The organism is Mycoplasma sp. AC1221 (assembly GCF_054353815.1).
Window position 1 is genome coordinate 41,036 of record NZ_JBTHHH010000004.1, and the last position, 16,637, is coordinate 57,672.

Genomic DNA, 16,637 nt, shown 5'->3' on the forward strand with positions numbered 1-16,637 from the left:
AGTTAGAACAAAAAAATATAATCAAGAGTATTCTTAAAAATGCTGAAAATTTAAAAGAATTTGCAATTAATTTCTTTGATACAAGCAATATAGACAAGGTAATCAACTACATTTATCAAAGCCTTTGCTAATGCATAAGATAATTACACAAAATCAACATCCTAGGATGTTGATTTTCTAGATTTTGAATTATTTTTCTTTGAAAAATATCTATAACCAAAGTAGTAGGTAAATAAAATAGTTGGTGTAATTATTAGAGCAAGAATGATTGGTAAACCAATATCCAAGAAATTATTAGGTTTTTCTTTGATAATTTGGCTATTTACATCATTTAAAAGGTTATTTCATTGTAATTCAGTATGTATATTAGCTTTTTTGTTTAAAAATTCTGATTTTTTATTTGAATCATTTACTTTATTGATTAGAGTATCTAAATTATTCATCATTTTATTGTCTGTATTTATTGACATTTTAATAGCATCTATTATCCCGAGTAATTGTTCTGATGAATTTTTAGTTTTTACAATGTCATGATAAAGTTTTTTCTCATCTGAAAAAGTAATTTCATCTACTAATTTATTTATACCATCTTTGTCTATTTTACTTTTATAAACATCTAATTGTTTTAGTATCTTTTCGATATCATCATATTTTAAGGTATTATTTTTAATTTTATTATCAGTATCTTTTGATAAAGCGTCCATTTGTTTTATTACATCATTTGAAAAAATATATTTATAGTTCGGATTGATAAATAACTTTTGCTGCAATGAATGAATTTGATTACTTTTATCTAGTGTAAATTTGTTAAACAAGTTATTTAGATAATTGATATTAATATCTCTTGCAGTTTGTGATGTATTTGGATCAGTTATTATTGCATCTTTAACTATAAATTCATTATTTAAATCTTTTGATAACTGCATTCAATTTGGTCACTGATTTTTTAAAATATCAATAAATTTATTTTTAATACTGTTTTGATATGTTTGAATACTATTACCATTTTGGTTATATTTAAGTTGTTGATATTTATCGATAAACGTATTATTTAACTCTTTATACTCTTGTTCACTTGTATTTAAACTTAATTGTTGATTAATATTATCAACAACATCCTTAAGTTCATTTAAACTTTCTTTTGTATAAATATTGGTATTTAAATTTTTAAATTCCCTTAAATCTAAACGAACATTTTCTTGATTATAAATGGAGTTTTTTAAATTATCTTTTGCTTGATTATATAGATTTATCAAATCATTTGCTGCATTTATTGATATATCAGTTTTGCTATTAATAATATCCAAAATTTTGTTATAGATAGTTAAATATTGCTCATATGATAAGTTTGTATATTGATGCTGGTTATTATCAACTTTATTAGAAATTAATGTTGATAATTGGCTTAAATCCACTTTTGTATGAGCATTTGAAATAATATTATTAAGTTTCAAAATCATATAATTAATAGTATCTTGATTTAGGTATTCCGAAGCATTTGCCAATTGTTCTTTAGCAAATATTTCATCATATGCTTGCATATCTACATTAGTTCATTTTGGATAATTAACATCTTTTGCTGCAAGTAATTTTTCTAACTTGGATTTATCAACATTGATTGGTGTATCGGGTTTATCGACAAAGACAATTTGAGAAATTTGTGGTATTAAATTGCTTCAACTTATCTTGATTGAAATTATTTTATGATGTTCATTAGTAGGTAAAATAAATCCGGTGCTATAAGCAAGTAAATTGCCTAAAATAACCGTATTTTTAGTTTTATTTTGCTCATCATAAATGGTTGCTGATACTTGTGCATTTGCAGGGGTTAAAGCAAAAATTTCAAGATTTTTGTTTGTGTATGTATCATAACTAAAATCGTATGTTAAGCTGCCATTTTCAGAAATAGGTTTATAAAAAGTATCTAAATTTTGGTCAAGTAGATTTAAAACACCATAATCTTTTTGTGAATCTATATTTGTTCCAGAAAAACCCTCGATTTTATTATTTAAAATATTTTTACCATCATTAATAACTATTTCATTAAAGTTTAATCCGTGATTTTCTGGATAGTTATCATTAATAAAGATTTTGATATAACGGGCATTTATATTTAATTTATCTACACCTCAATAACGATAATTTGGATATTTAGCATCATAGAACCCATAATCTGTATCAGATAACTTATTAAAGGTAAATTTAGTATCATAAGTTGGTGTTGAATAGATTGTAGTTCAATTTATATTATCGTTTGACACTTGGATATCTGCATTTCTTAATCAGTTGATATTATTCAAATCTGAAAAGATTTTTATTGAATGTAAATTAATGTTTGAACCTAAATCATAGGTTAAAAAGTCGCGTCTGCGTAAGTTTTTGCTAATTTTAACAACAGAATTAAAATCAGAATCAAAGGCAGCATTAGTTTTGAAAGTATCGGTTGAATTATTGCTAATGTTAGTGTCAATTAATCTGCCAAAAGGTTCTTGGTTTTGTGTGTAAATAACCATATGATTAAATGCTGCAGTTGCAATTTTATCGCTATTGTTAAATAAAATTATATATCTAGCAGCAGTATTTGGTCTATATTCAGTTCAATCAATACCGTTAACCGATGTAAGTAAACTGATATCCTTGTTTTCAGATCAATATAGATTAATATTTGATATTTGGTAATTTTTCTTTAAGTCAATTCCGATATAATCACCTTTATTAAGTTGATAATTATGGTTTTGACTTTGAGTATCTAAGGAAAATAATCTAAATGTTCCATTATATTCGGAAGTTGTAATATTATTAGAATTTTTTAATGATGTATATAAATACTGATTAGTATTATCACCTTGAAATTCGACATCAAAAGATTTTATTTCTCAAAAACTCTGTGTATTTTGAGTTGATAAAACTTTGATTCCAGTCAAAATACCTGTATTTATAGGTAAATTTATTTTTGTCAAATCATCATTTAAAGATACATTATCTAAAATATTAACAGTTTCTCCATTTAAAATCCCTTGAACTTTAACATTTGAAAGTTTGTTATTAGGATTTTGTAAGATACTTATTGAAGCAACTTTGCTTGGATATTTAAAATCTACTTTAAAACCTTGATTTGCATTTATATAACCATTATTTGTAGCATTTGCTAAAACAGCTGAAGTAAATTCAGTGTTATCAGTAATAAAACCAATAGAATTGTTTTGATTTGAACTTCTAACATTTTCGCGACCTAAAATTCTAGTTCCTTCGAATCCTGGTGTTAAAACTTGTTTTTGATTTGAGTCGTCATAACCTACCCTTAATCTAGTAATTCTTCATCAAGAATTATTAACAGTAGTGTTATTTACAAATCTAAATTTGTTAGTTATTGCATATCCGTGAGCGTGGATGTTAAATGAATTACCATAATCATTTTTTGAACTAAAAAGTTTTCATGAATGCGATGCATCATCATAATATTCTATTTTAAAGTTACTTAGACGATCTCTACCGTTAGGTTGTCCTTGGATTAAATCGATTCTGGTTATTAATCTTTTTTCTGGAAGCATAAATGCAACAGATTGATTTTGTAAGAATGCTGATGTATTACTATGTGCCGAAAATGCTCAGTTTGTATTAAAATCATCATCCTTAATTGAATCGATGCTTCCTTCACGTTTTCATAAATCACTTGATTCATCGGCTGTATCTTCAGTATAATCATTGTGATTGTTTTTATTTGCATCAAGTTGCTCTTGGTTAACTAAAAAGTTTGTTATACCTAATCAAGCCTCTTCGGGGTTATTTTGTGTTGCAATAACTCTTACAGCACTTACATTTTTGATATTTAAGTTATTTAACTGAATAGGTTCGATGTTATCATGAAATCTTTGATAAATTTGATTATTAACATCTGTTCAGATACCATTAATTGATCGATATTGTAATTTAGAATAAAAGAAATGATCGCGACCATCTTTCATTTGTATATAAATAGAATTTAAAGTTAATGGTTTAGAGAACTCAACACCAAAATAGTCATTTTTATTAATTCTATTAGGGTTAGTAAATAACATTTGATCTTTGTTTTGTGGATCAAAAATATTTCCAGCACCAGTATTTGGAGTATCAGTTCGACTAGTTATAAATGTTTGTTGTACATCATTTATAGTTGTTTGATGAAAATGAAGTTTTTGATTTTGGATATCATCTAAGGTAGATAAAAGATAATTTATAAAAGGTTGTAAAATTTTAGGACTAATCTGAGGATTAATTGTTGTTTGATTTATATTAATTTGATGTTTAATATTTGCTTTAATAAGGTTTTTATGTGCTAAAAACAAGTTATTAGCAAACTGGTTATCTGAATTAGTTTTAAGATTAATTAATGCATTTAAAGCATTTATAAGAGCATTATTTAAGTCGATAAATGCATTAATTCAAGGAGAAAAAGTTGTGATAAAAGAATTTTGAAAATAGTAATTTGCTAATTTTTTTAAATTGTCATTTAATGAATTAAAATAATTTTGGATATCTAAAACATCTTCAATATTGTATTTTTGAGAAGATAATAAACTTTTAAATTTTTTTAGTTTGTTTTCTATATCAGTATTATCGCTTCAATCTTTTATAAAGATATTAGTAACAAAATCTTTAAATAATTTGATAAGTTCTTTGTTTTCTAATTTATTACCGATGATATCATCAAGAGCAGTGTTATAAAGTTGTTTAAAATCAGCATTATTAGCATTTCACAAGTAGTTGCTTAACATATATAAAGGAATTTGTGCATTTTCAAAAAATAATGATGGATTTAACAAAATCCCTTTAATATTTTTATATTTATCAATATTACCTGTAAATCCACTTAGATCAAAATTATTTTGAGCAGATGTTGAATTAAGAGAATTGTTTCATAAAATAATATTTTTGTTATTTATTAAATTAGCAAGATTATCAATAAAATCTTTATCATATGAATCTTTTGTGGTCGTTATAATCTTAAAATCATTCGGAATATTTGCAAAAAAGTTTGTTACATCAGCTGCAGAATTTGCAACATTATTAGCAAAGTTATCGATGATATTAAGGTTATCAAGTAAGATATAAATATCTCTATTATCTATCTGTAAGCCTTGATATCAATCGTTAAATCTACTAAAGAACTCTTGGTATATATTTAAATTTATCTCACTGCTGTTATTAATAATAAAACCAAATTTAGTTATTTTATTAGCAATTAGTTGCTGTATTTTTGCTTTGAAGTTCTCAAAATCACTACTTAATGATTCACTAGTCATCTTATTTTTTTTAAATATATTGAAAGCAAAAACAGGTTGTATGTTAGATTGTAAACTCTTGTTAACAAAAGGAATTAAAAATTCATTAAGTTGTTTATCATCATATAATTGTTTTCAATCTGAATTAAGGTATTGATCGTAATAATTACCATAAAAATACTTATTAAGTCTGTGTTTTTGACCATAATCAAGGAATTTAAAACGTTGATTATTGTTTCAGTTGTTATTTTCTGTAGCTTCAATGATTCCGCGATCCTTGTAATCTGAATAATCTTTAATGATAAAACTTTCGATGGTGCGGTTTTGTAGTTGGTTAAAGATTTGAGTAAATGTTGCGGCTGCATAAAATTCTGATCCTTGTTTAAAACCAAAAGCAGTTATGATATTATCTCTACTTGTTAATAAATACGCATCATTTTTAAATTGAATATCATTGTTAAAATCAATATCATTTGCAATCATATTATCTACTAATTTATCAGAATTACCTGAATTTCCGATAAGAATATTAGTTTTGCCAACTTCAATTTGTTTGCTTAAGGAAACTTGAAAATTCTTAGTTTTAAAAGAATTTTGCAATAAATCAATAGCACCATTAGAAATACCATCTTCAACAACCAAGTTGATTTGATTGTTCAAAACATAATTTTTGTATAAATAATTAATTTCTTTAACTTCTGGTTCAATGTTATAACTAACATGCGATGTATGATTTTGTGTATACGAAGCAGAAACAAAAAATAAAGAAGAAAGTCCTAGAAATGGAAATAGTTTTTTAAATTTACGAATTTTCATTATTTCTCCTTTATTTGCTTCATAAACCAAGGCAAAGCATATTTGTTTGGATTCACTGCATTTGCACGAATAATTTGAGAAGCAAATGAGTGTTTGTTTTTAAGTTCAAATGGGTGTTCACCATTTCAGTTAACCCCAAAATAGTTGTAATTTAATGCATCATAGTTTCAACTTACCGAGTAGAGAAAACCAACACCAGAATTTCATAAGGTAGCAAATGAATCATCACCGATATATCTACCAGTTCCTGATGCTCCAGCACCTGAGTAAAATGGAGCATAATTTTGTTGGTATCCAACATCCATTCCTAGTGTTAAATCAACATAGTAGCGAGCCGGACGGTGATCTAAAATAGCTGTTTGATTTGCTCTCGGATAACCGATTGATGCAACATCTTTTGTTACAGGTGAATTCATATTGTTATATTTTCAGGTGTAATCAATTTTTGCATTATTTAATTTAAATCAGTTTTCCAAATATAAGGCTAAATCAAATTTACCTTCGTTTCTTGCTTTTGCAATTTGTTTATTAATATCTACAATAATAATAGTAGCATCGAGTCGTTCAGGGGTACGATTAGTGTTTAATAGTGGATCACCATTATTGTTATATTGTTGAATCCCAATTCATATGGTGGTTGCTTCATTACCACCTGCACTTGTATAATCGGTTCACCCATAGCGACCACGTGTTGCATATGTAACTTCTTGTAAAAATGGAGCAGATATTGTGATATCACTAGTTCTAAAGAATAAGTTTTTACCTGATATTAGCGAAAAATCTCAAATCCCACTTGATTGGGCATGATGGTTAGTGATTACATAAAATCTTCCATCGTTTGGATCGTTATTAACCTTACCAAGCATTGATGCAGTAGCAATTGCTCCTCCAGGACTATAAGCAATTGATCTACCGATAATTGCACGAACTAATTCACTGTATTTTCCATATTCTTTTAATCGAATTGATTCAAGTTGCATTTTATACCCATCATGAAATTTAAAGCTAACATTTTGGTTTGGATTATAGATATTATGATCAAAAAGATATTCAGGTTTGTTATAGAATAAATAAGGTTGATTAAAAGTATTAGCCATTATTTTAGAATAATCAAATGCATTTGTATTTCAATGAAAATCTTCAGTTTGTTGTGTTGAATCATATTTGACTTTTAAAGTAGCAGCACCGTTAGCAAATAAAAACTTGTATCCAGATAGCTCTTTTGTTACCGATGATGTTGCATTTCTGGGATCAATTATAATTTTATTTGCTGGATTCTTGGTTCATAAGGCAAAATCGATATTATTATTATTTCAACTTGCTTGCACCATAAATGTAAATTTCTTTTTATTTTTAGTTACATCTACAGCAACATTTACAATTTGCTTTTCTTTAATTTCATCATAATCAAATTCAACATCAAAAGCAGGATTTTCTGTAATACTAATATTATATCCATTTTGTATTATTGCTCCACCGTTGAAACTAAGAATTAATTTACGATTTGATGTGTTTTGCGTAAACATCGGATCAAGAATTTTGTGTTGTAGTGTTCAAAAAATTGTATTTGTATCTTTATTTATACTTCACAATGCATCTTTTCAATAAAGTTCAAGAACCCTTTCGCGATGAACATTATTAGGTGCATTATAAATTGTTCTTAATGAATTTGCATCATTATTTGAATAAACAGGATTTTGATGTGGACTTCTTGGATTTTCTGTTTGAAAACCGTTTATTTTAAATCAACTTAATGATTTTACATGACCAGAAGCATTGCTTCCATCGAAAGTATTAACACCGAAGCGAATATAAGCAGATGTTGCATCAATTGCTTGAATTTCATCTATTCTTATTTCTGAGGCTGGTAAATCAAAGTTGCGATAGGTTAAAATTCCGTTATTACTTTTAATCTTGATAATTTGATTTAAATCATCTAGGTGTGATTGATAGTATGAAATAGTGTGTTTTACAAGTTTATTATTATCAACCGATATATCATCATAAGTAAGGTTATTAAGCATTATTTGTGGATAATGCAGTTGTTGATAATCATTGACAAAGTTTATTAAGGTAAAAGTTTGATTTGGTGAATATCTGCGATCTTGATGTTGCTTATCAATAAAACCGATTCTAAAACTTAAACCTCTTTTTCCAACTAATTTAAAGTCATAATAATAAGTAAAATATCTATCTCTTATGCGATTGATATCATTATTGTTAATCGGATATATAACTACATCTTTGTCATAATTACCTGTTCCAAATGGAATATATGTCGATAAATCCTTATTATCTGTTTTATTTGAAGCACTTCCTGATTCAATTTTAAAGAAATAACTAGCTGCTAAAAAGTGTCTTTGTTGTATAAAATCTCTTGCATTGATGATACTAAAATAATTACTTACATTACCATTACCTCATACTTGTCCATTGACTCTTACTTGCTGAATGTTGGCTTCATTTAAGTTATCGAAGATTCTGGCATCATTTGCATCAATTGCTTTATATCCATCAAAATCACTTTCTGTAAAATTGTCACCATTTTTGGGTTTTATATCAAAAAAGTCTTGTAGTTTAAAGTTAATCATATGAATCGGATTTGCATATAAATCACCTAAAAACTTAATTGGTGCTTCTTTACCATTAATTTTATATCATAAAATTAAATCAGCAGTTGCATTATAATTATCTACATTGATTACATCCTTGATAAAAATCTGATATTTACCAAATTTTGGTAAATCATAAACATCATCAAAAGCTTTTATTGCATCTGAAGCTAAATATTGTGCATGTGTATAATATGCATTAGGTTTAAATTTCAAGATGCTATAAAAATATTCTTTGCTTCCTTTTAATATCTTTTGAATTTCTGCTAAATCCTTAGCATCTTGTTGAGATGTGGGTGCATTATTTTCAAGAAAATCAACAGTATTCAATGTTGGGATAATAGCAGTCTTAATGATTTGTTTATTAAAAAGTACATTAAATTTAAAGTATAGATGCTTGTCTTGATATTTTTGATAACTTTCTATATCAAAGTTAAAGAAGTTTTCGATCCCATTGATTCTGGGTTTAAAAAACACCTTTTTATCAGTAAGTTTGATAAATTCATCCAAGGATAATTTTGATAATGATTCATAATCGACACTGTAAAATTGATCGAGATTGTTTAATATAATTTTGTTTATAAAAGGTTTAATATCATTAGAAAAAGGTATTTCTTTTTTAATTTCTGCTTTAATAAAACGATTGCTTTTTAAAAATACATTTAATGTAACTATAAGGATATTCGGATTATTTTGTTTTAATTCTAAATTACTTACATCAAAATCAAAAACATCATCATCACCTTCGTTTAAGAAGACACGATAGTTATTTAAGTTTATTGAACCTGAATGCAAATATTGATTAACATCATATCCATTTGGATCTTTAGCAAGCGAAACAGTGTTATGTTTTGCTATCTCATCTAATAATAATGAAGATAAATTATCATATGTTTTGTTTACATCTATATTTTTTTCATTAAACCTTTTTAAAGTGTAATAAAAATCATTTAATCTTAACACATTTGTATCAATGTTTTCAATATCAAAGTCTTCTAAGGTATTTGATTCACTGTTATAAATTTTGCTAAATAAGATTGCAGAATCAGATAAAAAGAAATCTAATATTTTTTTAGCATCTACATGTTTAGCAGCGATAGCATCATTTGTTTCTTGTATTTCTCTTTTAAGATTAGCTAAAAGCGATATAAATTGCAATGGATAATCTTTGAATTCATTAAATTCTTGCAAACCATCTTTGCTATATGCTTGTGTTTTAAAATAAGTTTTTATCGATGGACTGAATTGGTTATTTGCATTTATTTGCTTAATAAGACCTTTCTTTAAGTGAACAAAATTACTTTCTTGGGCTTTTATTTCATTTGTTAAATATTGGACTTGTAAGGTATTAGCAAGGTTTTCTGTTTGATTTAATAAAACATCTTTTTGTTTTGATGTTAGAAATTTACTTGAATTTATTTTTTGACTTAATGCTTCAGCATATTTAATAATATCTTTAGAACGATAGTTATTTAAGATAATAAAGGATGTAATTAATTTGTTAACTTTTTCAACTTCATCTTTTAGTTCATTTAATGTAGGTATTGAATCAAAATTAGTCTTCTTTAAAAGAAAGTATTTATTAACAATGTCTTTTATTTCATCACTAAAAATAATGGAATTTTGTTTTTGAAATTCTTCTATTTCTTTGATTTGCTGATTAATATAATTAACAGTTGATAAAAATTGTTCATCTTGAGCATTGACAAACAAAGAACTAGATTTAGTTTTTAAATAATTGATTAAATTTGCATCAAATTTATAATCAATATTAATTGATTTAATTGAGTTGTCATAATTTTTTAATTTATTTTTTAATATCTTCTGTTTTTGTGTTAATTGATTACTAAGAATATGATTTAGTTGGTTAAATTTTTGATTAAGTGAATTAAAATCAAGGTTTTTAGAATTTATAAAATTATTAATATTAAAATCAGATTGACTTATTTGTTCTTCATTATGAAAACTATATTTACTTAAATTTTGTAAATTCTTATAATTAGAATTAAAAGTTTTTAAATTTTCATTGAGTTCATCTTGAAATTTATTATTTGAAAAAAAGATAATATTTTCAGGCATAGATTCAAAAATTTGTTGTTTGATATTATTAAATGAATCATTATTATTTTCGTTAAAAATTTTAGTAATTTGCTTTCTTAATTCTGATTGAGCATTATCATTATTAATTTTCCTAATTAAATTGTCTAAATCACTAAGTAAATTACTAAAATAATTATTCATATTTTTATAATCAAAAGAAGAAGAATTAAGAAATTTGATAATTTCTGAATACATATCTTTAACATCATTACTATCTCTTAACTTCTCATCATCTTTTTGTGATTTTAGCTCCTTAAAATAAATTACATTTATTGACAAACTATCAATAAAATTTCTATTTGTTATTAATTCTTTATTTGCTTGATAATCATTTTGTAGTTTATTCTTTAGATTCATAAAATCATCTGAATCTAAAAAATAAAATTTTTGCTTCGGGAAATCATCATTATTATTTCTATTTGCACATGCCGCAACAAAGATAACAGGCGAAGAAGCGGGAACTAAAATAGAAAATAATTTCTTTTTCATTGATATCTCCGATTAAAATATTTTTAGGTGAGAAATAAACATAAATTCATAAAAAATTTATGTAGTTATTTATGGTTATTATTCATTCATAATATAACATTAGCAAACTAAATATAGTACATTTATTTTATCAAATTTTGATAAAATTTTATTCCTTTTTTAGTTTATTTTTTTCATTATCTTTATTAAATATATGATGTAAATTTGAATATCTTCATCTTCTAAATAACAATAAATTATAAGAATATGAAAATATCCTTGTTAGATAATGTATAATTAATATCTAAATTGTATATGAGACTTATATGAGGTAATAATGCGAAAAGATAAAAATATAACACCATCAGTAACTGATAAATTACAGCAACTTGGATACAATCTTTCTGATTGAGATGATAGTCAGACTAACAAAAAATTAGATCAAAACATTCTTTTTGTTCTTAATACTGCGTCAAAGAACAAAAATAATCAACCAGGTTATCCGGATAGAATTTATTTTAATAAGAAAACAAATTTATTAATTTTAGTTGAAGAAAAAACAAATATCAAAGATCATTATGATGCTGATATTAAAAAAGGTGCTATTTCAGGGATAAAATGATATTTATCTAAGTTCTTGAATAACTCATTATTTGACAATTACAAAATTTTAGGTATTGCAGTAAGTGGTGATTTATCAACTCAAAATTCTTATTATTTTGATTGTTTTAAAATAGCAAATAATGAAATTTTACATCAAAAGCAAATTAATAATTTTGTTAGTGAAGAAAAATTCTTATCATTATTTTATGATTTTGATGAAGAAGTTGCTATTGCAAATATTACAAAATCAAGTAAGAAAATAAATAAATTATTAAGAAATCTCGATAGTCAACAACGCCCTGTAATTTTATCAATGTTAATGATATCTTTATATAAACCTAAAAACTACCTTAATAATTTTCCTATCACATATAAATATGCACAACAAGGGATAGATATTTTAAATAGTTTATTTTACACTATACAAGCTATTTTAGAATCACAAGGAATTTCTAAAGAAAAAATAGAAATTTTTAAAACTTATATACAAACATATAAACAAATTAAAGAACTTTCACAAACTAATATCTTAATAAAAATACTTGAAGAAATTGAACATAATATTATCCCTTTGTTTAACAATCAATTTGCTTCTAAATCAAACTATGATATTATTGGTAGATTTTATGAAGAATTTTTAAAATATGCAGGTGTATCTAATGTTAAAAAAGGAATTGTTTTAACCCCAAAACATATCACTACATTATTTACAAAACTTGTTGATATAAAAGCAAACGATGTGATTATGGATTTATGTTGTGGTACAGGTGCATTTTTAATTGCAGCAATGAATAAATTAATTGATTTAATCGAAAATAGTAATATACCAGACAAAGAAGCAAAAATAAATAACATAAAAGAGAATCAACTTTTGGGTTTTGAAATTAATCCGACAATGTTTATTTGTTCTATTTCTAATATGTTATTCCGTGGTGATGGTAAATCTAGAATTTATAACATTGATTCTATAAATGATAAAAAAAGTGATCAAATTATTGCACAAGTTAAACCAACTATTGGTTTTATAAATCCACCTTATTCAGGTGAAGAAAGCTCAAGTAATCCCACACCAAAAGAGATTACATTTTTAACTAAGATGTTAGATAACTGCAGCAGATATGGAATAATTATTGCTCCATTATCAATGTATTTTAAAGATCCTCATCGTAGACAAATGATTTTAAATAAACATACTTTAAAATATGTTATTAATATGCCATCTGATTTATTTAAACCAAATGCGTCAACATATACTGCTATTGCAGTTTTTCAAACACACCTACCACATGATTATAAAAAAGATGTAAAGTTTTATAACTTTGATGATGGCTTAGTTGTCACTGCAAAAGGAAGAATTGATTTATATGAAAAATATGCAGAAAATGAGGCAAAATTATTAGATTTTTTATTCAATAATTATTTTGATACATCCAAAGCTATCAGTGTACCTATTAAACCTGATTCAGAATGAAATGTGCATTCGCATCTAAAAACAAATTATTCAAATTTAACTAAATTCTCTTTTGAAAAAACTATCAAAGAATTTTTGATTTTTCAAATCAAAAGAGAAATGGATATAGTTGAAAAGGAAATATCAGATTTTGATTTAATTTGATATATATCTAAATCACAAAAATTTGATAAGTTGTTAGTTTATTTGAAAAATAATCAAAAAGATGAAAAAATTGATATAAGTAGTTGAAAAGAGTTTAATATCAAAGAAGTTTTTGATAACCTATGTAAACTTGAAAAAGGTAGATTAAAAACAACTCATCAATTAATAAAAGGCGATAATATTTATTATGTAGCTGCTAAAAAGACAAATAACGGAGTTTTAGAAAAAGTTGAATATGATGAAGAATTAGTTACCAAAGGAAATTGCATTGGATTTATCACTGGTGGCGATGGTTCAGGTGGATATAGTTTATATCATCCTGATGATTTTATTGCTAATTCGTTTATTACAATTGGAAGATCTAAACACTTAAATATCTATACTGCAATGTTTTTGATCACAATTTTAGATCAGCACCGTTATAAGTTTTCTTATGGTAGAACTTGACAATCAAAGCGTTTTGATGAAACAATATTGCTGCTACCACAAACAACCGATGGTAAAATAGATTGAGAATATATTCAAAGTTTTATAAAAGGAATGAAAATTTCGGAATTATTATAATAAATATACAAATTTAAAATTTGTATATTTATATAAAGAAAGTAAAAATGCACAAAATTTATGAATTTAATAATCGAATTATAAATAAAGATTGTTTAGATGGTTTAAAAAATATCCCAGATGAATCAGCTGACATAATTATTATTGATCCACCATATAATATAGGTAAAGACTTTGGTAATAATAAAGATTCAATGGATATTAATGAATATATCACTTGAGCAAAGCAGTGATTTAGTGAGTGTTATCGAATATTAAAGCCAAATGGTTTAGGTTATATTTATGGTTTTAGCGAAATATTAGCACATATTTCAACACAAATAGATCTAAAAAAGCAACGATGACTAATTTGACATTATACTAACAAAGTTACTCCAGGTTTAAAATTTTGACAGCGTTCACATGAAAGTATAATTTGTTTTTGAAAAGATAAACCTCACTTTAATACTGATGATGTTCGTGTTCCATATACAGAAAATTTTATAAAAAACTCTGCTGGTAAAAAGCGAACTTCAACTAAGTGTCGTTTTAATAGTGATCCAAATTATCAATCCTATTACACCCCACATGAAAAAGGAGCATTACCTAAGGATGTTTTTGAAATATCCACTTTAGCAGGCGGAAAAGCGTTGCAAGAGCGTTATTTTTACTGTAAAACACATAATATTTTTTGCAATCTTGTATCCCGATTTTGACACCTTTATAATCTATTAGAATATCGATACCGTTTCGATCTAAGTCACTTGATTGAAATACATTTTCTTTACCAAAAACTCTTTGACAACAATAACCTGCTTGAATTTGTGTAATAATTGATGCTCAGGTTCGATATATCCTTGCTTATATACCTTTAAATAAACAACATTCGCATAATCCAATATGATTTTTATTGAAATTTAGAATTTTTGCTTTCATATCGTCGGTTAAATAATAATTTAAATATCAATCATCAAAATCAAGTATGTTATTATTATGTCAATAAACTTGATATATAGTATCAAGTGCTTGGATTTCTTTTGGCATATCTGCTTCCATAATTTTGATATTTTTATATCTACTGCGATATAAATCTAAGTTTATCGATTCTAGAAATTCATTGAATGCATTATCCATATTGTTATTTTAACACAAAAATAAGCATCCATAGATGCTTATTTTATTTACGTTTTTTCTTTATAAAATAGTATGTTAGCCCACTAATGATACCTAAACTTAAAATTCCTACTATAACTCCTACAGCTATTTTTCAACCATTAGATGATTTGATTTGTTGTTTAGGTTTCTCTGCTGGTTTTTCAGTTGGTATAGGATTTTCAGGTGTTTTAGGTTTAGATTCTTGATTTTTGTTAATTTCATCAATTTTCTTTTGAACTTCATCTTTTAATGCATTAACATCATTAATGTTATTTTTAACTTGCTCATGTTTATTATGATATGCTACTTGCAGATTATCAGGAAGTTTTTTGATTAATGCATCAACATCTGAATTTGCTTGATCTAATTGCTCCTTAGCTTTTTCATCTTTTGCTTGTTGTGCTTGCTTTTCATCATTAATTTCTTTATCTATTAAAGTTTTTAGTGAATCTAGCTGTTGCTTAGTAGTGGCAGCATCAATTTGAGCGATAAATTGACCTTTCTTGGTTGAATCTAAGATTTGATTTGCAATTCCTTTGATATTTTCTTTATATATATCAAAGTCTGCTTGTGCTTTTGCTTCTGCTTTTATTTGTGCATCTGCTGTAAGATAGATTTTTTGTAAATCAATAATATTATCAGCATCTGACATTTGGTTAGTTAAATCAGATTTTATCTTTAAGTCTTTTATTTTATCAATTAAGGCTTTTGTTTTATTTCTTTGATCTTGTAATTTTTTAGTCTCTTGCGCATTATATAGATCATTAATTTGTTTTAAAATTTCACTTAATTTATCAGCTGTTAAATCGGAAGCATTAATTTTGTTTGCAAAATCTTGTTTATCATCTAATTTTTCTAATTGTGCTAGAGCATATTTTTTTGCATTATTTAAATTAGATGGATTAATTTTCAGCCCTGTTTTTCTGGAAATAAATAAGAAAAAAATTTTTCTCCCTATATTTTAGGAAGAAAAATTTTTATTATTAAAAATTACTTGTAATTTTTTCAAGCATATCATATGTTTTTCAGAGATTGAAATCACTAACTTCTCTATTTCTTTTTTCTCAAATAATTTTTCTCGATTTTGTATCTATATAAACAAGAGATGTTAATTCTGTTAAAACCTTTGTCATTTCAGCAAAAGTTATTTTGATTATTTTTATCAACATATAATGTAATAATTTCATTATAACAAGAGAGATAAAACAAATTACACTGTGTCCGATGATATGTTCATCTAATGATAAATATACAGGTCTAATTTGGATAACAGACTTCAAACTACGAAAATTTTCTTCTATTTTTCATTGTTCTGCATAAACTCTACAAATTTCTAGTGCATCTAAATCCATTATATTTGTTTCGTATACATATATCCCATCTAATAATTCATCCTCTTTTACTTTTTTGGTGTTCAATCTATATAGGGATTTACTAACTGCATCATAATATCTACCACCTTTT

The 16,637-nt window shown here is 25.4% G+C and carries 7 protein-coding genes; 2 read left to right on the plus strand and 5 right to left on the minus strand.

Annotation, left to right across the window (positions count from 1 at the left end; genetic code table 4):
* Positions 1-161: 161 nt before the first annotated feature.
* Both ACXYRK_RS01165 and ACXYRK_RS01170 read right to left on the minus strand, forming a co-directional pair.
* Positions 162-6,077: a beta-N-acetylglucosaminidase domain-containing protein gene (locus ACXYRK_RS01165; protein ID WP_458617654.1), complete on the minus strand. Its 5,916-nt coding sequence runs from the start codon at positions 6,075-6,077 to the stop codon at positions 162-164.
* Entirely contained in the window at positions 6,077-11,278 is a 5,202-nt protein-coding gene (locus ACXYRK_RS01170; RefSeq protein WP_458617656.1) for an MGA_1079 family surface serine endopeptidase, read from the minus strand. The genes ACXYRK_RS01165 and ACXYRK_RS01170 overlap by 1 nt, the downstream gene beginning before the upstream one ends.
* Positions 11,279-11,594: 316 nt before the next feature.
* On the opposite strand from ACXYRK_RS01170, the gene ACXYRK_RS01175 reads away from it, so the two are divergent.
* Together ACXYRK_RS01175 and ACXYRK_RS01180 are read left to right on the plus strand one after the other, a co-directional pair.
* Positions 11,595-14,039, plus strand: a complete 2,445-nt coding sequence (locus ACXYRK_RS01175; RefSeq protein ID WP_458617658.1) for an N-6 DNA methylase — start codon at positions 11,595-11,597, stop codon at positions 14,037-14,039.
* A gap of 47 nt (positions 14,040-14,086) precedes the next feature.
* Positions 14,087-14,848 carry a DNA-methyltransferase gene (locus tag ACXYRK_RS01180; RefSeq protein ID WP_458617660.1) on the plus strand — a complete coding sequence of 254 codons (762 nt, stop codon included), beginning with the start codon at positions 14,087-14,089 and terminating at the stop codon, positions 14,846-14,848.
* A gap of 31 nt (positions 14,849-14,879) precedes the next feature.
* On the opposite strand, the gene ACXYRK_RS01185 is transcribed toward ACXYRK_RS01180, so the two are convergent.
* From ACXYRK_RS01185 to ACXYRK_RS01195, 3 genes are all read right to left on the minus strand, one after another.
* Positions 14,880-15,152: a TaqI family restriction endonuclease gene (locus ACXYRK_RS01185; protein WP_458617662.1), complete on the minus strand. Its 273-nt coding sequence runs from the start codon at positions 15,150-15,152 to the stop codon at positions 14,880-14,882.
* Positions 15,153-15,195: 43 nt separating this feature from the next.
* Positions 15,196-15,825: a hypothetical protein gene (locus ACXYRK_RS01190; protein ID WP_458617664.1), complete on the minus strand. Its 630-nt coding sequence runs from the start codon at positions 15,823-15,825 to the stop codon at positions 15,196-15,198.
* A gap of 331 nt (positions 15,826-16,156) precedes the next feature.
* Positions 16,157-16,637, minus strand: a 481-nt coding sequence (locus tag ACXYRK_RS01195; protein ID WP_458617666.1) for an IS1634 family transposase, incomplete at its 5' end; no start/stop codon positions are given.